This window comes from Streptomyces sp. NPDC085927 (assembly GCF_044540975.1).
Taxonomy (GTDB): Bacteria; Actinomycetota; Actinomycetes; order Streptomycetales; family Streptomycetaceae; genus Streptomyces; species Streptomyces hirsutus.
In genome coordinates, this window is the sequence record NZ_JBITSN010000015.1 from 146,084 (window position 1) to 166,294 (window position 20,211).

Annotated in this window: 18 protein-coding genes and 1 tRNA gene; 12 read left to right on the forward strand and 7 right to left on the reverse strand. The window is 71.2% G+C overall.

The window, feature by feature from the left end; translation table 11 throughout:
* Positions 1 to 3: 3 nt before the first annotated feature.
* Positions 4 to 1,368 (reverse strand): HTTM domain-containing protein, encoded by a 1,365-nt coding sequence (locus ACIF80_RS30400; protein ID WP_399810449.1) that lies wholly within the window; start codon positions 1,366 to 1,368, stop codon positions 4 to 6.
* A complete protein-coding gene (locus ACIF80_RS30405) occupies positions 1,365 to 2,327 on the reverse strand; it encodes a DUF5819 family protein (RefSeq protein WP_399810450.1) in 963 nt (320 codons plus the stop codon). Before ACIF80_RS30405 ends, ACIF80_RS30400 begins: the two co-directional genes overlap by 4 nt.
* A gap of 376 nt (positions 2,328 to 2,703) precedes the next feature.
* On the opposite strand from ACIF80_RS30405, the gene paaA reads away from it, so the two are divergent.
* The 5 genes from paaA to ACIF80_RS30430 are packed head-to-tail and all read left to right on the forward strand — an operon-like array spanning position 2,704 to position 6,329.
* Entirely contained in the window at positions 2,704 to 3,702 is a 999-nt protein-coding gene (gene paaA, locus ACIF80_RS30410; protein WP_399810451.1) for a 1,2-phenylacetyl-CoA epoxidase subunit PaaA, read from the forward strand.
* Positions 3,699 to 3,986 carry a 1,2-phenylacetyl-CoA epoxidase subunit PaaB gene (gene paaB / locus ACIF80_RS30415; RefSeq protein WP_399810452.1) on the forward strand — a complete coding sequence of 96 codons (288 nt, stop codon included), beginning with the start codon at positions 3,699 to 3,701 and terminating at the stop codon, positions 3,984 to 3,986. The genes paaA and paaB overlap by 4 nt, the downstream gene beginning before the upstream one ends.
* Complete coding sequence (gene paaC / locus ACIF80_RS30420; RefSeq protein ID WP_399810453.1) at positions 3,983 to 4,717, forward strand: 1,2-phenylacetyl-CoA epoxidase subunit PaaC; 735 nt, start codon at positions 3,983 to 3,985, stop codon at positions 4,715 to 4,717. Before paaB ends, paaC begins: the two co-directional genes overlap by 4 nt.
* Positions 4,711 to 5,271, forward strand: a complete 561-nt coding sequence (paaD, locus tag ACIF80_RS30425) for a 1,2-phenylacetyl-CoA epoxidase subunit PaaD (RefSeq protein WP_399810455.1) — start codon at positions 4,711 to 4,713, stop codon at positions 5,269 to 5,271. The genes paaC and paaD overlap by 7 nt, the downstream gene beginning before the upstream one ends.
* Positions 5,271 to 6,329, forward strand: a complete 1,059-nt coding sequence (locus ACIF80_RS30430) for a 2Fe-2S iron-sulfur cluster-binding protein (RefSeq protein WP_399810457.1) — start codon at positions 5,271 to 5,273, stop codon at positions 6,327 to 6,329. Before paaD ends, ACIF80_RS30430 begins: the two co-directional genes overlap by 1 nt.
* A 356-nt stretch (positions 6,330 to 6,685) precedes the next feature.
* On the opposite strand, the gene ACIF80_RS30435 is transcribed toward ACIF80_RS30430, so the two are convergent.
* The 4 genes from ACIF80_RS30435 to ACIF80_RS30450 all read right to left on the reverse strand — a co-directional run bounded on the left by ACIF80_RS30435 (position 6,686) and on the right by ACIF80_RS30450 (position 10,662).
* Positions 6,686 to 7,015 carry a rhodanese-like domain-containing protein gene (locus tag ACIF80_RS30435; protein WP_055630269.1) on the reverse strand — a complete coding sequence of 110 codons (330 nt, stop codon included), beginning with the start codon at positions 7,013 to 7,015 and terminating at the stop codon, positions 6,686 to 6,688.
* Between the two features lie 73 nt (positions 7,016 to 7,088).
* Complete coding sequence (locus ACIF80_RS30440) at positions 7,089 to 7,943, reverse strand: hypothetical protein (protein ID WP_399810459.1); 855 nt, start codon at positions 7,941 to 7,943, stop codon at positions 7,089 to 7,091.
* Between the two features lie 251 nt (positions 7,944 to 8,194).
* On the reverse strand, positions 8,195 to 9,658 hold the full coding sequence (locus ACIF80_RS30445; protein WP_399810460.1) for a DUF2252 domain-containing protein: 1,464 nt from the start codon (positions 9,656 to 9,658) through the stop codon (positions 8,195 to 8,197).
* Between the two features lie 329 nt (positions 9,659 to 9,987).
* Entirely contained in the window at positions 9,988 to 10,662 is a 675-nt protein-coding gene (locus ACIF80_RS30450) for a ScbR family autoregulator-binding transcription factor (protein WP_399810461.1), read from the reverse strand.
* A gap of 215 nt (positions 10,663 to 10,877) precedes the next feature.
* On the opposite strand from ACIF80_RS30450, the gene ACIF80_RS30455 reads away from it, so the two are divergent.
* Both ACIF80_RS30455 and ACIF80_RS30460 read left to right on the forward strand, forming a co-directional pair.
* Positions 10,878 to 11,990, forward strand: a complete 1,113-nt coding sequence (locus tag ACIF80_RS30455) for a ScbA/BarX family gamma-butyrolactone biosynthesis protein (protein WP_399810463.1) — start codon at positions 10,878 to 10,880, stop codon at positions 11,988 to 11,990.
* On the forward strand, positions 11,987 to 12,955 hold the full coding sequence (locus ACIF80_RS30460) for an NAD-dependent epimerase/dehydratase family protein (protein WP_399810465.1): 969 nt from the start codon (positions 11,987 to 11,989) through the stop codon (positions 12,953 to 12,955). The genes ACIF80_RS30455 and ACIF80_RS30460 overlap by 4 nt, the downstream gene beginning before the upstream one ends.
* Positions 12,956 to 13,319: 364 nt before the next feature.
* On the opposite strand, the gene ACIF80_RS30465 is transcribed toward ACIF80_RS30460, so the two are convergent.
* Positions 13,320 to 13,403, reverse strand: a tRNA-Leu gene (locus ACIF80_RS30465).
* A gap of 713 nt (positions 13,404 to 14,116) precedes the next feature.
* Between ACIF80_RS30465 and ACIF80_RS30470 the strand changes: the two genes are divergently transcribed.
* The 5 genes from ACIF80_RS30470 to ACIF80_RS30490 all read left to right on the forward strand — a co-directional run bounded on the left by ACIF80_RS30470 (position 14,117) and on the right by ACIF80_RS30490 (position 20,113).
* Complete coding sequence (locus tag ACIF80_RS30470; RefSeq protein ID WP_399810467.1) at positions 14,117 to 14,989, forward strand: FhaA domain-containing protein; 873 nt, start codon at positions 14,117 to 14,119, stop codon at positions 14,987 to 14,989.
* Between the two features lie 10 nt (positions 14,990 to 14,999).
* Positions 15,000 to 15,509 (forward strand): FHA domain-containing protein, encoded by a 510-nt coding sequence (locus ACIF80_RS30475; RefSeq protein ID WP_055605028.1) that lies wholly within the window; start codon positions 15,000 to 15,002, stop codon positions 15,507 to 15,509.
* Between the two features lie 132 nt (positions 15,510 to 15,641).
* Positions 15,642 to 17,177 (forward strand): Stp1/IreP family PP2C-type Ser/Thr phosphatase, encoded by a 1,536-nt coding sequence (locus ACIF80_RS30480; protein ID WP_399810544.1) that lies wholly within the window; start codon positions 15,642 to 15,644, stop codon positions 17,175 to 17,177.
* A gap of 27 nt (positions 17,178 to 17,204) precedes the next feature.
* Entirely contained in the window at positions 17,205 to 18,641 is a 1,437-nt protein-coding gene (locus tag ACIF80_RS30485) for an FtsW/RodA/SpoVE family cell cycle protein (RefSeq protein ID WP_399810469.1), read from the forward strand.
* On the forward strand, positions 18,638 to 20,113 hold the full coding sequence (locus ACIF80_RS30490; protein ID WP_399810470.1) for a peptidoglycan D,D-transpeptidase FtsI family protein: 1,476 nt from the start codon (positions 18,638 to 18,640) through the stop codon (positions 20,111 to 20,113). Before ACIF80_RS30485 ends, ACIF80_RS30490 begins: the two co-directional genes overlap by 4 nt.
* Positions 20,114 to 20,211: the final 98 nt, after the last annotated feature.

Below are 20,211 nucleotides of genomic sequence, written 5' to 3' on the forward strand. Positions count from 1 at the left end.
AGCCTACGGGCGCGTGCCGGGTGCTTTCCCGGGCGCGGGGACGGTCGGCCCCTGACCGGCCTGCTCCTCCCGGTCCTCCCGGTCCTCGCGATCCACGTGATCCAGGTGATCCATCCGGTCCGCGTGATCCATCCGGTCCGCGTGATCCACCGGCTCTCCCGGGCTTCCGGTCCTGGGAACGGGCACCGGCACACCGTCCGCGCGCGTACGCGGTGGCAGGAGACGGAGTATCCGGACGCGTACCCACCCGTGGGCGCGCCCGGAGACGTTGCCCAGGCGGCGCAGGAACGACGTCGGCAGGAAGACCGCGTCGGCCGCGATCATCGCCAGGGAGAAGAAGGGCAGCCCCAGGACGACGGCGATCACCGCGTGCTCGGTGATCATGAGCGCCAGGAGCACGTTCTTGACCCGCCGGTTGAACAGGGTGAACGGGAAGGCGACCTGTACGGCGACCGTCCCGTAGGTCACCAGCATCACCAGGGTGCCGCTGGCGGTCAGCAGGTCGCCGAGGGCCGGCCAGGGGGAGAAGTACTCCAGGTGCAGCGGGTAGTGCACCGCGGTGCCGTCCTGCCAGCGGGAGCCCTGGATCTTGTACCAGCCGGCCGTGGCATAGATCAGACAGGCCTCGGCCATGACCACCAGCAGGGCGCCGTTGTGCACGATGTTGGCGACGACGTCCAGCAGGCCGCGCGGATGCGGGGTCCTCGCGTAGCGCCCCACCAGCCACCACAGCGCCTGCGCCAGCCATACGGCCCACAGCAGCGCCGGGACGAACCGGTCGCCGTCCATCCGGCCGGCCAAGGTCGCCAGGAGCAGCAGGAAACCCAGCACCCCCCACAGGGCGGGGCCCGTCCGGTCCCGCGGCCGCTCCTCACGCGCCCGCGCCTCGTCCGCGCGCCGGGCGCGCCTCGCGTCCAGGGACCACACCTGGCCGCAGCGCGTGAACACGAGGTAGACCGCCATCAGGTGCAGGACGTTGTCGCCGCCGTCGCCCATGAAGACGCTGCGGTTCTGCAGCGACAGCACGCCCACCATGAACAGCACCGACATGGTGCGGGTGCGCCAGCCCAGCAGCAGCAGGACGCTCCACACCACCGCGAGCAGATAGAGGGCCTCGAACCAGCCCCGGCCGTCCGACCACAGCAGCGCGGTGAAGGCGCCGTTGGACCCGACGAGCTGATCGGCGAGGTCCCAGTCCCACGGGCCGTCGGGCCCGTACAGCTCCTGGCGGTGGGGGAACTCGCGCAGCAGGAACAGCAGCCAGGTCGCACTGAAGCCGATCCGGATCACCGCGGTCTGATGGGGGCCGAGGGCGGAATCGGTGACCCGCGCGACGGCGCCGGAGACCTTGAGCAGGAAGGGGTTCACCCGATGCCTCCCCGGGCCTCGTCCTTCGGCACCGGCCACCAGGGCAGCGTGCGGTACACCGGTTTCGTGGAGACCTCCTCCTCGCTCCACTCCGGCGGCGGCACGTTGGACGTGCGGGAGCGGACCTGGATCCGGTCGACGACGCCGCCCGGCCCGGCCGCGTCCGACCGGTCGAGACGCATCACCATGATCCGGCGCAGATACGACTCGGCCAGCGTGCCGCGCATCCCCACCGGCCGGGCCTCACCGTCGTGCGTGGCGACGAAGAAGTCCCAGGCGCGGCGCAGCTCGTTCTGCTGGGTGTGGCTGGGCAGGAGGTTGCCGTCGATGGCCCGGCCGTCCTCGGCGGACAGGTCGTACCAGCCGGTGGTCCGCACTCCCCCGTCCGGGGTCAGGACCTCGGCACGGACCTGGACGGAGATGTTCTGCTGCAACGGGTTCGGCGCGAACAGCTTCCAGTTCTGCTCGAACTCCGGGTAGATCCAGTCCTCGACCGTCTCGGCGTGCTCCTTGGAGACCGTGTTCGCGGGCGCGACGTGGAGGAACGTCATGCCTATGTGCGCACAGACGACGACAGCGACGATCCCGAGCGCCACGGCGGCGGCGATCTGGTGCCGGAGAGGGAGGGCGGCCACGCCGGTACGGGGTTCGGGGGGCGGGGGGCCCGCGTCCGGGGGCGGAGGGTCCGCGTCCGGGGCCGGGGAGACATCCGGGGCCGGTGGGGCGGTGGAGGGTGGCGGGGAGACATCCGGGGCCGGTGGGGCGGTGGAGGGTGGCGGGGAGACATCCGGGGCCGGTGGGGCGGTGGAGGGTGGTGGGGCGTCCGAAGGCCGGGGATCGTCCTGGCCGGCGGGCGCCGGTGCGCGAGCGGGCGGGACGGAGGGCGGGGCAGGGTCGCTCGGTACGCCCGGCCCGGTCCCCCCGTGCCGGGCGTGCGAGCCCTCGTCGTACGCGTCCATCCCGCCCCGTCCCCACAGTCCCGGTCCGAATTCCGGCCGCTCGCCGCCGTCCGGCGTGCGAGGGTGACGTGCCGCCCGCGCACCGCTTCGCAGCGTCGCACGGGAACGGTACTCAGCACCGGCCGTCGCGGCACAGCCCCAGCGGCCCGCGCGCTCCGTGGCCGTCACCACATCCACGGCCGGCCCGGTCGCCCACCGGGCGGCCCGCCGGCGATCCCACCCCGCCAGTGATGCCGCTCCGCAGGTTATCCACAGCTGTTGACACCTCGCGGTGCCCGTCTCACCATGGACTCGCACGAACCGAACGATCGGTCGGGAGCGTGTTCCGGGAAGAACCCGAGAAAACCCAGGAAGAACCCAGGTCGAGGGGGACCTCATGGCGACAGCAGTCGACAGCGTCGGCGCCGACGCGGGCGACGGCGCGGGTGACAGCACGGAGTACGAGCGCGCCTTCGACGCGGCCGTCGCCGCCGACGAGCGGATCGAACCGCGCGACTGGATGCCCGACGCCTACCGCGCCACACTCGTCCGGCAGATCGCGCAGCACGCCCACTCCGAGATCATCGGCATGCAGCCGGAGGCCAACTGGATCACCCGCGCGCCCTCGCTGCGCCGCAAGGCGATCCTGATGGCCAAGGTGCAGGACGAGGCCGGACACGGCCTGTACCTCTACAGCGCCGCCGAAACCCTCGGCACGGGGCGCGACGAGCTGCTGGACAAACTGCACTCCGGCCGCCAGAAGTACTCCTCGATCTTCAACTACCCCACGCTGACCTGGGCCGACGTCGGCGCGATCGGCTGGCTGGTGGACGGGGCCGCGATCACCAACCAGGTGCCCCTGTGCCGCTGTTCGTACGGCCCGTACGCGCGCGCGATGGTGCGCATCTGCAAGGAGGAGTCCTTCCACCAGCGCCAGGGCTACGAGCTGCTGCTGGCCCTGAGCCGCGGCACCCCCGAGCAGCACGCGATGGCCCAGGACGCGGTGGACCGCTGGTGGTGGCCGTCACTGATGATGTTCGGCCCGCCCGACGACGAGTCCCAGCACTCCGCTCAGTCGATGGCCTGGAAGATCAAGCGGCATTCCAACGACGAGCTGCGCCAGCGCTTCGTCGACATCTGCGTCCCCCAGGCCGAGTCGCTCGGCCTCACCCTCCCCGACCCGGACCTCCGGTGGAACGAGGACCGGGGGCACCACGACTTCGGCCCGATCGACTGGACGGAGTTCCGGAACGTCCTCAAGGGCAACGGCCCGTGCAACGAGGAGCGGCTGACCCGGCGCAGGCGCGCCCATGAAGAGGGCGCCTGGGTCAGGGAGTCGGCGGCCGCCTACGCGGCCAAGCACACGACCGGCGAGACAGGAGCGATCCGCGCATGACCGACACCGACTGGCCCCTGTGGGAGGTCTTCGTGCGCTCGCGCCGGGGACTGTCCCACACCCATGCCGGCAGCCTGCACGCCCCGGACGCGGAGCTGGCCCTGCGCAACGCCCGCGATCTGTACACCCGCCGCGGCGAGGGCGTCTCGATCTGGGTGGTGCCGTCGTCCGCGGTCACCGCGTCCTCGCCCGACGAGAAGGACCCGTTCTTCGACCCGGCCGCCGACAAGCCCTACCGGCACCCGACGTTCTACGAGATCCCCGAGGGGGTGCAGCACCTGTGACGACGACACCCGCTCAGGACACCGTCCTCACGGCGGCCGCACTCGCCCTCGGTGACGACGCCCTCGTGCTCTCCCACCGCCTGGGCGAATGGGCCGGCCACGCCCCCGTGCTGGAGGAGGAGGTCGCCCTCGCCAACATCGCACTGGACCTGCTGGGCCAGGCCCGCGTACTGCTGTCGCTGGCGGGCGACGAGGACGAGCTGGCGTTCCTCCGCGAGGAGCGCGCCTTCCGCAACCTCCAGCTGGTCGAGCAGCCGAACGGCGACTTCGCCCACACCATCGCCCGCCAGTTGTACTTCTCCACCTACCAGCACCTCCTGCACACCGGACTCGCCGCCGGGGACGGCCCGCTGGCACCGCTGGCCGGCAAGGCCGTCAAGGAGGTCGCCTACCACCGCGACCACGCCGAGCAATGGACCCTGCGGCTCGGTGACGGCACCGCCACCGGCCACACCCGGATGCAGCGGGCGGTGGACGCGCTGTGGCGGTACACCGGCGAGATGTTCCAGCCGGTCGAGGGCCTGGGCGTCGACTGGCCGGCCCTGGAGACGGCCTGGATGGAGCTGATCACGCAGGTGCTGCACAGGGCCACGCTCACCGTGCCCGACGGCCCGCGCACGGGCGCGTGGACGGCCGGCGCCGGACGCCAGGGACTGCACACCGAGCCCTTCGGCCGCATGCTCGCCGAGATGCAGCACCTGCACCGCAGCCACCCGGGGGCGGCATGGTGACCCCGGTGGCCACCACCCCGCTGGAGGCGGAGCTGCTCGAACTGGCCGGTTCGGTGCCCGACCCCGAACTGCCCGTGCTGACCCTGCGCGAGCTGGGCGTGGTGCGCGCGGTGCACGCGCACGGGACGGACACCGTCGAGGTCGAGCTGACCCCCACGTACACGGGATGCCCGGCCGTCGAGGCGATGTCGGCGGACATAGAGCGGGTGCTGCGCGAGCACGGGGTACGCGAGGTCACCGTCCGCAGAGTGCTCGCGCCCGCCTGGTCGACCGACGACATCACCGACGAAGGACGGCGCAAGTTGCGGGAGTTCGGCATCGCCCCGCCGCGCGTACGGCCGGCGTCCGGTGCGGTCGCGGTGGATCTCGGACCGACCCGCACCCGCGTCCCACGGGCGAACGAAGTGGACGAGCCCGCTCCGGATCCCGTGCGGTGCCCGCACTGCGGCTCTGCCGACACCGAGTTGCTCAGCCGTTTCTCGTCCACCGCGTGCAAGGCGCTGCGCCGCTGCCTGGACTGCCGTGAACCGTTCGACCACTTCAAGGAGTTGTGATGGCGCGCTTCCACCGGCTCCGGGTGGCCGCCGTCGACCGGCTCACCGACGACTCCGTCGCCCTCACCCTCACCGTCCCGCCGGACCTGCGCGAGGAGTACCGCTACGCCCCCGGCCAGCACCTGGCCCTGCGGCGCAGGACCGACGGCGAGGACATCCGGCGCACCTACTCGATCTGCTCCCCGGCCCCCGACGCCACGGGGCCCGGCACGCTGCGGGTGGGGGTGCGGCTGGTCGAGGGCGGCGCCTTCTCGACGTACGCCCTGAAGGAGATCGGCGTCGGGGACGAGCTGGAGGTGATGACCCCGGCGGGCCGCTTCACCCTCCCGCCCGCACCCGGCCGGTACGCGGCGATCGTCGGCGGGAGCGGCATCACCCCGGTGCTCTCCATCGTCTCGACCCTTCTGGAGCGCGAGCCCGGGGCCCGGTTCTGCCTGATCCGCAGCGACCGGACAGCCGCCTCGACGATGTTCCTGGAGGAGGTCGCCGACCTGAAGGACCGCTACCCCGACCGGTTCCAGCTGGTTCCGGTGCTCTCGCGGGAGGAGCAGCAGGCGGGGCTGCCGTCCGGACGGCTCGACGAGGAGCGGCTCGCCGCCCTGCTGCCGGCCCTGCTGCCCGTGGGGCAGGTGGACGGCTGGTTCCTGTGCGGCCCGTACGGGCTGGTCGAGGGGGCCGCACGGGCCCTGCGCGGTCTGGGCGTGGCGCGCTCCCGCATCCACGAGGAGATCTTCCACGTGGACACCGGCGCACCGTCCGCCCCCACGGCACCGGCCCCCGCCCACAGCACCGTCACCGCCCTGCTCGACGGACGCGGCGGCACCTGGTCCGTCCAGGACGGCGAGTCCCTGCTGGAGACGGTGCTGCGCAACCGTCCCGACGCCCCCTACGCCTGCAAGGGCGGGGTGTGCGGAACGTGCCGCGCCTTCCTCGTCTCGGGCGAGGTGCGGATGGACCGCAACTTCGCGCTGGAGTCGGAGGAGACCGACGCGGGCTACGTACTGGCATGCCAGTCGCATCCGGTGACGGAGAGGGTGGAGCTGGACTTCGACCGGTGACAGCCGCACCGCCACCGGCCCGGCAGCGCTGTCCACGCCGTGCGGACCGTTCCCCGCCTCTCGGAACCCGTCCTGTCTCGACACCCTGTCAGGGCGGCGAAAGGCAGGGGGCTCCGGGGCCGTCGGCGGCACGGGGCATGTTCTCCGGGGCCGCGCCGGACGCGGTGACCGGTCCGGCACTCGCCTCGGGCCCCGTCGCCGACGCGTTCGACCGCGCCCCGTGGGACGAGCCGGCCGGCGCGGACCTGCTCGGCCTGTTGCTCGAAGCGGAGTACGGCGACGCCGGCCCGGACCCGATGCGCGATACCCGGTGCCCGATGCGCGGCCTGCAATGGCCGCCCACCCCTTCTCCGGTACTACAGGACGTGTCCGGGCCGGCCGTCGTCGGTGACGACGGGGCGTCCCGCGGACTCCCACACCTGCATGCCCCCGTCCACGTTCACGGCGTCGATGCCCTGCTGGACCAGATACATCGTGACCTGGGCCGAACGTCCGCCGGAGCGGCAGATCACATGCACCCGGCCGTCCTGCGGAGCCGCCTCGGTCAGCTCGCCGTAACGGGCGACGAACTCACTGATCGGGATGTGCAGCGCCCCTTCGGCATGACCGGACGCCCACTCGTCGCTTTCGCGGACGTCCAGCAGGAAGTCGCCGTCCTTGAGGTCCGAGACCCCGACCGTGGGCACCCCAGTCGCAAAACTCATGCCCCCGACGCTACCGGAAGCCCCGGCCCGGGGCTCACGCCCACCCGACCGGACCTCAGCTCTCCAGGGCCTCCAGGGCCACCAGCTCCGCCTCGCGCTCGGCCACCTCGGCGCGCAACTGCTCGGCGATCTCCTCCAGGAGACGGTCCGGGTCGTCCGGGGCCAGCCGGAGCATCGAGCCGATGGCGCCCTCCTCGAGCTCCTTCGCGACCAGCGTGAGCAGTTCCTTGCGCTGGGCGAGCCATTCGAGCCGGGCATAGAGCTCCTCGCCGGCGCTCGGGACCCGCTCCTTCAGCTTCGGGCCCGCCGCCCATTCCGCGGTGAGTTCCCGCAGCTCGGCCTCGCTGCCACGGGCGTAGGCGGCGTTGACGCGGGTGATGAACTCCTCGCGGCGGCGGCGTTCCGCCTCCTCCTGCGCCAGGTCCGGGTGGGCCTTGCGGGCGAGGTCGCGGTAGAGCTTGCGGGCCTCCTCGCTGGGCCGCACCCGCTCCGGGGGCCGGACGGGCTGGTCGGTGAGCATGGCCGCGGCCTCCGGGAAGAGACCGCTGCCGTCCATCCAACCGCCCAGCAACTCCTCCACGCCGGGGATCGGCTGCAGCCGGGAGCGCGCGTCGTCGGCCAGCCGGCGGTCCTCAAGATCGCCGCTGCGGGCGGCCTTGGCCTCCAGGATGCGGGCGTCCAGCTCCTCGAGACGGGCGTACACGGGGCCGAGCCGCTGCTCGTGCAGCCGGGAGAAGTTCTCGACCTCGATGCGGAAGGTGTCCACCGCGATCTCGAACTCGATCAGCGCCTGTTCCGCGGCCCGTACGGCCTGCTCCAGCCGCGCCTCGGGCCGCTGCGGACCACTGCCGCCCACCGTCTGCCCCGCACCGGCGCCGCCGCTGCTCTGCTCACCCTCCGAGGTCGTCACCCGAACAGCGTAGGCCACCACCGCCACCCCCGAATCCCACCACCCTGCTTCCCGACGCCGCCCGCCCTGCCCCCGGCAGCCGACCGACCGGCCTCCCCACCCGGCCGACCGGGGCCCCTCCCCAGAGACCGACCGGGAGCCGGCCAAGGACCAGCCGGGGGGGGGGGGGGCGGCCAGGGCGCGTGGCCCACCGGCTCCCCCCACACCCTCACCCGGCCGGTGGAGAGCCTCCGGAAGAAGCGAAGCGGTGCTCAGACCCCCATCTCCGCCGCGATCCGGCCCGAGCGGACCGCTGTCACCAGGTCCGCGTGGTCCGCCTCCGTGCGGTCGGCGTAGCGGAAGGCGAAGTCGCCCATCGCCTCGTCGAGTTCGTCGTTCTTGCCGCAGTAGCCCGCGATCAGTCGGGGGTCGGCGCTGTGGGAGTGGGCGCGGGCCAGGAGGGCGCCGGTCATCCGGGCGTAGTCGTCGACCTGGTCGGCGGTCAGGGCCGTGGGGTCGACGCTGCCCTTGCGGTTGCGGAACTGCCGCACCTGGTAGGGCCGCCCCTCGACGGTCGTCCAGCCCAGCAGATTGTCGCTGACCACCTGCATCCGCTTCTGGCCCAGGACCACGCGCCGGCCCTCGTGACCGGCGTCGGGGACGTCGAAGCCGGCCGTCAGCAGATGCGGCACCAGCGCCGAGGCGCGGGCCTCCTTCACCTGGAGGACGAGGGGCTCACCCCGGTGGTCGAGGAGCAGCACGACGTACGAGCGGGTGCCCACGCTGCCCGTGCCGACGACACGGAACGCCACGTCCTGCACCGCGTGCCGGGCCAGCAGCGGAAGCCGGTCGGGCTGGAGGGTGCCGACGTACTCCTCCAGGGAGGAGGCCACCGCCAGGGCCTCGGCGTCGGGGACGCGACGCAGCACCGGCGCGGCGTCGACGAAGCGACGCCCGCCGTCCTCCGTCGCCTCGGTGGACTTGGCCGCGAAACGGCCGCTGGTGTTGGCACGGGCCTTCGCGTAGACCCGCTCCAGCGTGCCGAGCAGATCGTGTGCGTCGGTGTGGGAGACCAGCTCCTCGTCGGCGATGGCGTTCCACGCGTCCAGCACCGGCATCCCGGCCAGCAGCCGCATCGTGCGCCGGTAGGCGCCCACCGTGTCACGGGCGGCCTTGCGACAGGTGTCCTCGTCCGCGCCGACCTCCCGCCCCGCGAGCACCAGCGAGGTGGCGAGCCGCTTGAGGTCCCACTCCCAGGGGCCCCACACCGTCTCGTCGAAGTCGTTCAGGTCGATGACCAGCCCACCGCGCGCGTCGCCGTACAGACCGAAGTTCGCCGCGTGTGCGTCGCCGCAGAGCTGCGCGCGGATCCGCGTCATGGGAGTACGGGCCAGGTCGTGGCCCATCAGACCCGCCGATCCGCGCAGGAAGGCGAACGGTGTCGCCGCCATCCTGCCCACCCGTATCGGCGTCAGCTCGGGCAGCCGGCCACGGCTGGACTCCTCGACCGCACTGACCGCGTCGGGGCGGGAGGGATCCAGGTCGAGAGCGGAGTGCGCCCTGCGCGGCACCAGCCGGCGCAGAGCCTTGCCCTCCGCCTTGGCCGAGCCCTCGGGCGGCCACGCCGCGAAGCCCGGTACGCGCGGCAGCCGCCGCACCTCACCGGAAGCGAGGCCCGACCCTGCCCGCTCCGCCGTCCTGTCCGTCCCGGTCCCGCCGGCACCCGTCTCGGTCACCACAACCGCCTCCCCCGTACGCCCACACGTATGCCCGTACACACGCGTCGGCCGCGCCGCACACGAACGGCCACCGACCGCCGGCCCGCCTCGATGTCGACACGGGCATCGGCACAGGCCATGACATCAACCGTGCCGACCGTACAACCCGGTGGCCGAAACGCTTCAGGTCCTGTGGACAACTCCGGGACCGTGGACAACTCCGTCACCCACCCGCACCCCTGCCACCACCCGCCCCGCAGCCGCCGTCCACCCCATCACCTGAGCCACGACGACCGCCTGCCACGCCTGTCCTGCTTGCCCTGCTGTCCCGCTGTCCTACTGGCCCGCTAACCCGCTTCCGCCTCGGTGGCCACATTCCCCGTGGCCGGTTCCAGTCGCCCCGCTTCAAGGGCCCGCCGGCCGCGGTCCGCCGAGATGTCCAGCCGGGCCAGCACCGCCGGCACCGCGATGCCCGGCAGCATGTGCTGGAACAGCACCACGACCCGGTGCTCCAGATCCTGCCGCTGACAGCGCAGCTGCGAGAGGAGCTGCACTCCCGAGAAGCTCGCGACCAGCAGTTCCGCCGTCTCCGTCACCTCGACGTGCGGCAGCAGCTCGCCCCCCGTCTTCGCCTCGGCCAGGGTCCGGGTGGTCTGGTCGATCCACATCCGGAACGCCGGAGTCCGGTCCAGCCCCAACGCTCCCTGGTCCAGGGCCAGTCCGACACTGGCGCGCACCAGCGGGTCCGTGCACAGCCGCAGGGCCAGCACCAGACCGGAGTCGACGAGTTCCTGGAGCTTGCTGGGCTGGGGCGGCAGGGTCACCGCCAGCTGCTCCTCGAAAATGCCGAGTGCCAGCTCCTCCTTGGAGCCGAAGTGGAAGTACAGCGCGCCCTTGGTCACTCCGGCCCGGCCCAGAATCTCGCCGATGGTCGCCGAGGTGTAACCGCGTTCGTCGAAGACGGCCGCGGCCGCGTCCAGAATGATCCGCCGTGTGCGGATCGCGCGCTCCTGTCGCGCCATCGGGTGCCTCCTGATCTCCGTGGATCTCGTGGATCGCCGTGAAGTAGCCATGCGGTAGCCGTGCGGTCGGCATACCGCCGTACCACGATGCCGTGCGGGCGCGTGGGCTTGTGGGCTCGTCTCCAACGGTGTGGATCACCCTTGAAAAAAACCGGCTCGTCCGTATCTTAGTGCGAAGTTGACCGGATCCAGGCCTTCTCTCCGGAGGGTTCCTCATGCCGCAGTCAGGTTCCACAAGCACGCCCACGGGGGATCGAACCGGACAGCGGAGCACGCCTGCAACCACCACTGGACGGGCCGCCGGGGCCCCCACCGCCACCCGGGTCACCCCGGAACTCGCCCACCGCACCCGCGCGGCGGACGTCTTCCCGACGGAATGGGTCCGCCTGTCCGAACTCGACTTCCGCGTCACCGCGTACTGGCCCGCCGACCACTCCTTCTTCGGCCCCGTGGACGACCTCCACCAGGATCCGATGATCATCGCCGAGACGCTGCGCCAGACCACGATGGCCCTCGCCCATGCCGAGTTCGGCGCCCCCCTCGACACCCACTTCGTCATGTGGGACCTGGGCATCTCCACCGTCCCCTCCGAACTGCTGCTGGCGGACGCCGCGGAGCCGGTCACCGTGGACGTCGTCTGCTCCGAGGTACGCCGCCGGGGCCGCGGCCTGAGCAGCATGCGGACCATCATGGAGTTCCACCGCGCGGGACGGCTCGTCGCCCGGGGCACCGGCAGCATGGGCTGCACCTCGCCGGCCGCGTACCGCCGCCTGCGGGCCGGCCGGCCGGCCGGTCCGCACACCGCGATATCTCCTTTCCCTCCCGTCCCTCACGAACTGGTCGGCCGCCGTCGCGCGGAGGACGTCGTCCTCTCCCGCTCGGACCGCCCCGGCACCTGGCTCCTGCGCGTCGACACCGGTCACCCCGTCCTCTTCGCCCGGCCCAACGACCACGTCCCCGGCATGGTTCTGTTCGAGGCCGCCCGCCAGGCAGCGACGGCGGCAGCCGGCGGACGCGTCTTCCTGCCGTCCGACCTGGCCTCCTCCTTCAGCCGCTACACCGAACTGGACAGCCCTTGCTTCCTCGAAACCGAGGTCTTCGACAAGGGCGGAACCGACGATGAGGCCAGGAGCCCCGACAGGGGAGACAACGGCAGCGGGGGCGAGGTGACCGTACGGGTCTTCGGCCTGCAGAACGACGACCCCGTCTTCACCGTCACCCTCGCCTCGGCACCCCACCGCCGGACCCCGGGGCCGCCCCCGACCCCGGTCCCGGCTCCGGCTCCGGCTCCGGCTCCGGCTCCGGCTCCGGTACGGTCGCTGACGTGACGGTGAACCTCCTGATCACGGGCGGCACCGGCTTCATCGGCAGCCGGGTCACCGCCGCAGCACGCCAACGCCCGTCCACCCGTGTCCGGTTGCTTTCCCGCCGTACACCCGCCGGAAGCACACGGCCCGAAACCACGCAGGCGAACGCCTCCCTGGGCCCGCCCCCTTCCACTGGGACCGTTCCCGGCGACCTCGCCGACCCCGCATCCCTGCGCGGCAGTTGCGCCGGCGTCGATGTCCTCGTCCACTGCGCCTCACGCATCACCGGTGACCCGGAATCCGTCGCGGCGGTCAACGACCGGGGCACGAAGGCCCTGGTGGAGGATGCGGTACGCAGCGGGGTGCGCCGCATCCTGTACGTGAGCACCGCCGCCGTCCACGGCAGGGGCCCCTTCCGCGGCGTACGGCCCGGCGAGGCGCCCGTCGCCCCCTCCTCCGCCACCAGCCGCGCCCGCGCCGCGGCCGAACGGCACGTCCTCGAGGCGGGCGGCCTGGTGCTGCGACCGCACCTGGTGTACGGCGTGGGCGACCGCTGGGTGATCCCCGGCCTGGTGGGACTCCTGAGGGAGCTGTCGGCGACCATGACGGGCTGCCGGACCCTGCACTCGATGATCGACGTCGACACCCTGGGCCGCGCGGCCGTCGCCGCGGCACTCTCCCCGGTCCACGAACCTGGCGTCCACTACGTCAACCACCCGGACCCGGTACCCGCGTCGGAGCTGCTCGCGGCCGTCCGCACACAGGTGGAACAGCCCGGCGAGGGAACGGCGGTCGACGTCACGACCGCCTACGCTCGGGCCGCCGGCTCCCCGCGCGCCCTGCACCACCTCGGCATGCTCACCGTCGACCACTGGTTCAGGGACGACACCTTCTGGGACGGCCTGGACTGCTCCCCGGGCGAGCCCTTCCTCCGCGCCTTCCCCCACGTGGCCCCCTGGTACCGGTCGTTCGTCACCACCCCCTGACCGACCACCACCACGGCCGCCGCACTCGCGCCTGCACCCCTGTGCGTGTCCGCCACCCCTGAGACCAAACCGACCCGTCGGATTGACTCCTGCGACACCCCTGTGATGCCACTCCCACAGGCCGCGACATCACGCCGCCGCGCCGTCGGCCCCTGTCGCCCTCAGCCCTCATTCGACTGCGGAACGCACCGACACCCACACGTTCGGCAATCGAACACCAAAAAGGATCATGAGACGTTCCTCACACGACCCAGGCCCATTACCGCCTCGGCCCCCGCCCCACCGCGCCCCCAACCCGACCCGGACCGGGCCCGGGCATGCGAAACGGGCGGCATCCGTGATGGATGCCGCCCGTTCGACGGTGTGCGCGAGGGGGGAGTTGAACCCCCACGCCCTTGCGGGCACTGGAACCTGAATCCAGCGCGTCTGCCTATTCCGCCACCCGCGCATTGGGTGTGCCGTCAGGCTCTTCCCCTTGGGGTCCGGCGCCTTTCGACTCCTGAACATTAGCACGCTGGTGGGGGTGGACTCACATCCCTTTCCACCCGCCCCGGCACCCGCCCTCACTGAGCAGCACCGTCGCTCCTGAGCAGCCCGGAGCGGCCCACAAGCCGCGCACCGGCCGCCCTCGAACAGTCACGGACGATCAACGGCACCATCGCACCGGCCCGTCCCGTATCGCCCCGTATGACTCCCGTCGCACCGGACCATCACGTACCGACGGCCACCGGATACCTGCCCACAAGGACCGACGGGAACCGATAAGAACCGACGGGAACCGACGGGAACCGACGGGAACCGACGGGAACCGATTCACGTATCAACCTCGTACCGGTAGCCCCCGTCTCCCCAGGTGCCGGGCGGAGTCCACAGCCGGGTGCGGGACACTGGTCTACGGCCCCCTCTACGATCCATGCAGAGGGCTCGCCCGAGCACGGCCGTAAGGAGCTCGAAGGCGAGCCCCGGAGGGAACTCCGTCAGACCCCGACATCCGTCGGGCCGGGCGGGCAGGGGGAACCAGCCGATCGACCAGGGCGTGGATACGATCAGTAAGCAGTACCAGTTATGCGGTGCACGGAACAGTGCACCGGGCAGTAGACGCGGTAGACGCAGCAGAAGACAGGGCAGTACACAGGACGGCAACGACGGAGGAGGTGCCACATGGGAGTCCTGAAGAAGTTCGAGCAGCGACTCGAAGGCCTGGTCAACGGCACCTTTGCCAAGGTGTTCAAGTCCGAGGTGCAGCCCGTGGAGATCGCGGGAGCGCTCCAGCGGGAGTGCGACAACAACGCGACCATCTGGAACCGCGATCGCACCGTTGTCCCCAACGACTTCATCGTCGAGCTGAGCACCCCCGACTTCGAGCGGCTCAGCCCGTACTCCGGGCAGCTCGGTGACGAACTCGCCGGGATGGTGCGCGACTACGCCAAGCAGCAGCGCTACACCTTCATGGGCCCCATCAAGGTGCACCTGGAGAAGGCGGACGACCTCGACACCGGCCTGTACCGGGTGCGCAGCCGTACGCTCGCCTCCTCCAGCAGCCAGGCGGGCCCCACGGGCCCCGGCCCCGCCGGACCCGGCATGGGCGGCCCGCCCGCCGGCGCCCCCGGCGGCTACGGCTACCCGCCGGCCGGGCCCACGGGCGCCCCGCCCATGCCGGCCGCGCCGCCGCCCGGTGGCCGGCCCGGCGGTTACGGCTACCCGCAGCCCGCGGCCGCCCAGCGGCCCCCCGCCGCACCCGCGTCCGCCGGGCGCACCCGGTACTGGATCGAGATCAACGGCAACCGCCACCAGATCTCCAACGCCACGCTCGTACTGGGCCGCAGCACCGAGGCCGACGTGCGGATCGACGATCCCGGCGTCTCCCGCCGGCACTGCGAGATCCGGACCGGAACGCCCTCGACGATCCAGGATCTCGGATCCACCAACGGCATCGTGGTGGACGGACAGCACACCACCCGCGCTACGCTCCGCGACGGCTCGCGGATCGTCGTGGGCAGCACCACCATCATTTACCGGCAAGCCGAAGGGTGAAGCGGGGGCAATGTCAGAGCTGACCCTCACGGTCATGCGGCTGGGTTTTCTGGCCGTTCTGTGGCTGTTCGTGATCGTGGCCGTGCAGGTCATCCGTAGTGATCTGTTCGGTACGCGGGTCACCCAGCGCGGAGCGCGCCGGGAGGCCGCCCGGCCGCAACAGGGCGCCCGGCAGGCACCACCGCCGCAGCGCCAGCAGTCCGGGGGCGGCCGCCGCGGCCGCAACGCCCCCACCAAGCTGGTCGTGACCGAGGGCACCCTCACGGGCACCACCGTCGCGCTCCAGGGCCAGACCATCACGCTGGGCCGGGCGCACGACAGCACCATCGTGCTGGACGACGACTACGCCTCCAGCCGCCATGCCCGGATCTACCCGGACCGCGACGGCCAGTGGATCGTCGAGGACCTGGGTTCCACGAACGGCACCTATCTGGACCGGTCCAGGCTGACGACCCCCACACCGATCGGACCGGGTTCACCGATCCGCATCGGCAAGACCGTCATCGAGCTGCGGAAGTAGTACGACAATGAGCGAGCGGAGCGAGCACGCAGTGGGGGCCCCCACCCCGGGCCCCGGCGCGCTCCCGACCGGAGGGTGGGCAGTGTGGCTCGACACGACCGGCTGTACCCGGAGCCGACGGGCGAGGTGCGCATGAGTCTGTCCCTGCGCTTCGCCGCCGGATCGCACAAGGGGATGATCCGGGAGGGCAACGAGGACTCCGGTTACGCCGGTCCCCGCCTGCTCGCCATCGCCGACGGCATGGGCGGCGCCGCGGCCGGCGAGGTCGCCTCCTCCGAGGCCATCTCCACCATCGTCTCGCTCGACGACGACGTCCCCGGCTCCGACCTGCTCACCTCCCTCGGCTCGGCCGTGCAGCGCGCCAACGACCAGCTGCGCATGATGGTCGAGGAGGACCCCCAGCTCGAGGGCATGGGCACCACCCTGACCGCGCTGCTGTGGACCGGCCAGCGCCTCGGCATGGTCCACGTCGGCGACTCCAGGGCCTACCTGCTGCGCGACGGCGTCCTCACCCAGATCACCCAGGACCACACCTGGGTGCAGCGGCTGGTGGACGAGGGCCGGATCACCGAGGAGGAGGCGACCACCCACCCGCAGCGGTCCCTGCTCATGCGGGCCCTCGGCAGCGGCGAGCACGTCGAACCCGACCTGTCGATCCGCGAGGTCCGGGCGGGCGACCGCTATCTGATCTGCTCCGACGGCCTGTCCGGCGTGGTCTCCCACCAGACCCTGGAAGAGGCCCTCGCCGGCTACCAGGGCCCCGAGGACACCGTGCAGACCCTGATCGAGCTGGCGCTGCGCGGCGGCGGCCCGGACAACATCACCGTGATCATCGCCGACGTCCTCGACCTCGACACCGGTGACACCCTGGCCGGCCAGCTGTCCGACACCCCGGTCGTGGTCGGCGCCGTCGCCGAGAACCAGAACCAGCCGAACGACAACAGCGCCATGCAGACCCCGGCCGGCCGCGCCGCCGGACTCGGCCGCAGGCGCGGCCAGGGCGGCGGGGGCGAGTTCGGCCCGCCCGGCAGCGGCGACGTCACCGGCTTCATCCAGACCGACGGCTTCGACTACGACGAGGGCGACTTCGTCAAGCCCCGCAAGAACCGCCGGTGGCTCAAACGCTCCTTCTTCGGCCTGCTCACCCTCGCCGTCCTCGGCGGCGGCGTGTACAGCGGCTGGCGCTGGACCCAGACCCAGTACTACGTCGGCACCAACGGCGAACACGTCGCGCTCTACCAGGGCATCAGCCAGGACCTGGCCTGGGTCTCGCTCTCGAAGGTCGAGAAGGACCACCCCGAGATCGAACTCAAGTACCTGCCGCCCTACCAGCGCAAGCTCGTCGAGGCGACCATCGCCGAGGGCGACCTGCACGGCGCCCGGTCGAAGATCGACGAACTCGCGGTGCAGGCCTCCGCCTGCCAGAAGCAGGCCGAGCGACGCACCGCGGAAAGCAAGAACAGCGCCAAGACCGGCGAGGGCGAGGCCGGAGGCACCACGGGAACCACACCCGCCTCCTTCACGTCCAAGGCCTCGCCGACGCCGACCCCCTCGGGCTCGACCGAGGCCCCGCAGAAGTCCACGCCCCCGTCCGCACCTACTCCCAGCCCCGGCCCCAGCCTCTCGGAGGAGGAGCAGAAGGTCGTCTCGCTGTGCGGTAAGCAGTAGGCAAGCCGTGAGAGGCCCTGTCACACGATGAGCAGTACTACCAACCCATCGGCGCAGCACACGTCCACGATCGGTGCGATCGGGGCGCCGAGCCGGCGCAACACCGAGCTCGCGCTGCTTGTCTTCGCCGTCGTCATCCCGGTCTTCGCCTACGCCAACGTCGGCCTGGCCATCGACGGCTCCGTCCCCTCCGGGCTGCTCGCCTACGGACTGGGGCTCGGCCTGCTGGCGGGGGTCGGGCACCTCGTGATGCGGAAGTTCGCCGCCTACGCCGACCCCCTGCTGCTGCCTCTCTCCACGCTGCTGAACGGTCTCGGTCTGGTCGTGATCTGGCGGCTGGACCAGTCCGAGCGGTTGCAGAACCTGGCGGAGCGCCAGTACGGGGTGTTCAGTCCGTCGGCGCCGAACCAGCTGCTGTACTCGGCCGTCGGTCTGGCCCTGTTCGTGGCGGTACTCGTCTTCCTGAAGGACCACCGGATCCTCCAGCGGTACACCTACATCTCGATGGTGGGAGCGCTGGTCCTGCTGCTGCTGCCGCTGGTGCCCGGAGTCGGTGCCGACGTGTTCGGCGCCAAGATCTGGATCAGCGTCGCCGGTTTCTCCATCCAGCCCGGCGAGTTCGCCAAGATCATCATCGCGATCTTCTTCTCCGGCTACCTGATGGTGAAGCGGGACGCGCTGGCCCTGGCCAGCCGCCGCTTCATGGGCATCTACCTGCCCCGCGGCCGGGACCTCGGACCCATCATCACCATCTGGGCCGTCAGCCTGCTCATCCTCATCTTCGAGAACGACCTCGGTACCTCGCTGCTGTTCTTCGGCATGTTCGTGATCATGCTGTACGTCGCCACGGAGCGGACGAGCTGGATCGTGATCGGTCTGCTGATGTCCGCCGCCGGCGCCGTGGGCGTGGCCTCGTTCGCCAGCCACGTCCAGGCCCGCGTCGACGCCTGGCTGGACCCGTTCGGCTGCTACCAGACCTCCGGCGCCTGTGAGCAGATCGGCCAGTCGATCATGTCGTTCGGATCCGGCGGCGTCGTCGGCACCGGCCTCGGGCAGGGCAACTCCGATCTGATCGGCTTCGCCGCCAACTCCGACTTCGTCTTCTCCACCTTCGGCGAGGAACTCGGCCTGGCCGGCGTCATGGCCATCTTCCTGCTCTACGGGCTGATCATCGAGCGCGGTGTACGGACCGCCCTGGCAGCGCGTGACCCCTTCGGCAAGCTGTTCGCGATCGGTCTGTCCGGCGCCTTCGCCCTGCAGGTCTTCGTGGTCGCCGGCGGCGTCATGGGGCTCATCCCGCTGACGGGTATGACGATGCCGTTCCTCGCCGCCGGCGGATCGTCGGTCATCGCCAACTGGGCCCTGGTCGGCATCCTGCTCCGCATCAGCGACACCGCCCGTCGCCCGGCCCCCGCGCCCGCCAGCAACCCAGACGCCGAGATGACTCAGGTGGTCCGACCGTGAACAAGCCCCTGCGCCGCATCGCCATCTTCTGTGGGTTCCTCGTCCTCGCCCTCCTGATCCGCGGCAACTGGCTCCAGTACGTCCAGGCGGACGAACTGCAGAAGAACGAGCACAACCGGCGCATCGCCATCGAGCGCTACGAGCAGCCGCGCGGAGACATCATCGTCGACGGCAAGCCGATCACCGGTTCCAAGCAGACATCAGGCAGCGACTTCGACTACAAGCGCACCTACAAGGACGGCCCGATGTGGGCGCCGGTCACCGGCTACGCCTCGCAGGCCTTCGGCGCCAACCAGCTGGAGTCCATCGAGGACGGCATCCTCACCGGCAACGACGACCGCCTCTTCTTCCGCAACACGCTCGACATGCTGACGGGCAAGAACAAGGAAGGCGGCAACGTCGTCACCACGCTCAACGGCGCCGCGCAGAAGGCCGCGTACGAGGGCTTGGAGAAGCAGGGCGGCAAGGGCTCCGTCGTCGCGATCGAGCCGTCCACCGGCAAGATCCTGGCCCTGGCCTCCTTCCCCTCCTACGACCCGTCCGCGATCGCCGGCAACAGCGACAAGGACGCCGAGGCCTGGCAGAAGCTGCAGAAGAAGGAAAACCCCGACGACCCGATGCTGAACCGGGCCCTGCGCGAGGTCTACCCGCCCGGCTCCACCTTCAAGGTCCTCACCGCGGCCGCCGCCCTGGAGGAGGGGCTGTACAAGAGCGCGGACGAGAAGACGGACACGCCACTGCCGTGGACCATGCCGGGCACCAACACCGACCTGGAGAACGACGGCGACCTCCCCTGTGAGGACGCCACCCTCCGCGAAGCGCTCCGGGTCTCCTGCAACACCGTCTTCGGCAAGATCGGCGCCGACCTCGGCAACGACAAGATGCTCGAGTACGCCAAGAAGTTCGGCTTCACCGAGGAGCAGTTCACCCCGACCCGCTCCAGCGCCTCGGTCTTCTCCGACGACATGGAGCCCTCGCAGACCGCGCTCTCCTCCATCGGCCAGTTCAACACCGCCACCACCCCGCTGCAGATGGCCATGGTCACCGCCGCCATCGCCAACAACGGCACCCTGATGAAGCCGTACATGGTCGACGAGCTCCAGGCCCCCAGCCTCGACACCATCGAGAAGACGGACCCGGAGGAACTGAACAAGCCGATGTCGGCGGAGAACGCCCAGATCCTCCAGTCGATGATGGAGACCGTCGTCTCCGAGGGCACCGGCTCCAGGGCGAAGATCGACGGCGTCACCGTCGGCGGCAAGACCGGTACCGCCCAGCACGGTGTGGACAACAGCGAGAACCCCTACGCGTGGTTCATCTCCTACGCCAAGGGCGAGGACGGCAGCTCACCGGTGGCCGTCGCCGTGATCATCGAGGACGACAACGCCGTGCGTGGCGACATCTCCGGCGGTGGCCTCGCGGCCCCCATCGCGAAGAGCGTGATGGAGGCGGTCGTCAAGGGCAAGCAGTGACGCCGCTCACGTCCGCTTCCCATCGGTGCACGTTGCGGTACCGGTCCTGTATCGGCTGCGGTACTTGGCCAGGTCACACAAAGCGAGCCGGGTACGGT

Coding starts and splice junctions, on each gene's coding strand:
- ACIF80_RS30470 (WP_399810467.1), top strand. CDS start 14,117: ATGGGAGTCCTGAAGAAGTTCGAGCAGCGACTCGAAGGCCTGGTCAAC.
- ACIF80_RS30485 (WP_399810469.1), top strand. CDS start 17,205: ATGAGCAGTACTACCAACCCATCGGCGCAGCACACGTCCACGATCGGT.
- ACIF80_RS30450 (WP_399810461.1), bottom strand. CDS start 10,662: ATGGCGCGACAGGAGCGCGCGATCCGCACACGGCGGATCATTCTGGAC.
- ACIF80_RS30475 (WP_055605028.1), top strand. CDS start 15,000: ATGTCAGAGCTGACCCTCACGGTCATGCGGCTGGGTTTTCTGGCCGTT.
- paaA (WP_399810451.1), top strand. CDS start 2,704: ATGGCGACAGCAGTCGACAGCGTCGGCGCCGACGCGGGCGACGGCGCG.
- ACIF80_RS30430 (WP_399810457.1), top strand. CDS start 5,271: ATGGCGCGCTTCCACCGGCTCCGGGTGGCCGCCGTCGACCGGCTCACC.
- paaB (WP_399810452.1), top strand. CDS start 3,699: ATGACCGACACCGACTGGCCCCTGTGGGAGGTCTTCGTGCGCTCGCGC.
- ACIF80_RS30405 (WP_399810450.1), bottom strand. CDS start 2,327: ATGGACGCGTACGACGAGGGCTCGCACGCCCGGCACGGGGGGACCGGG.
- ACIF80_RS30455 (WP_399810463.1), top strand. CDS start 10,878: ATGCCGCAGTCAGGTTCCACAAGCACGCCCACGGGGGATCGAACCGGA.
- ACIF80_RS30480 (WP_399810544.1), top strand. CDS start 15,642: ATGAGTCTGTCCCTGCGCTTCGCCGCCGGATCGCACAAGGGGATGATC.
- paaD (WP_399810455.1), top strand. CDS start 4,711: ATGGTGACCCCGGTGGCCACCACCCCGCTGGAGGCGGAGCTGCTCGAA.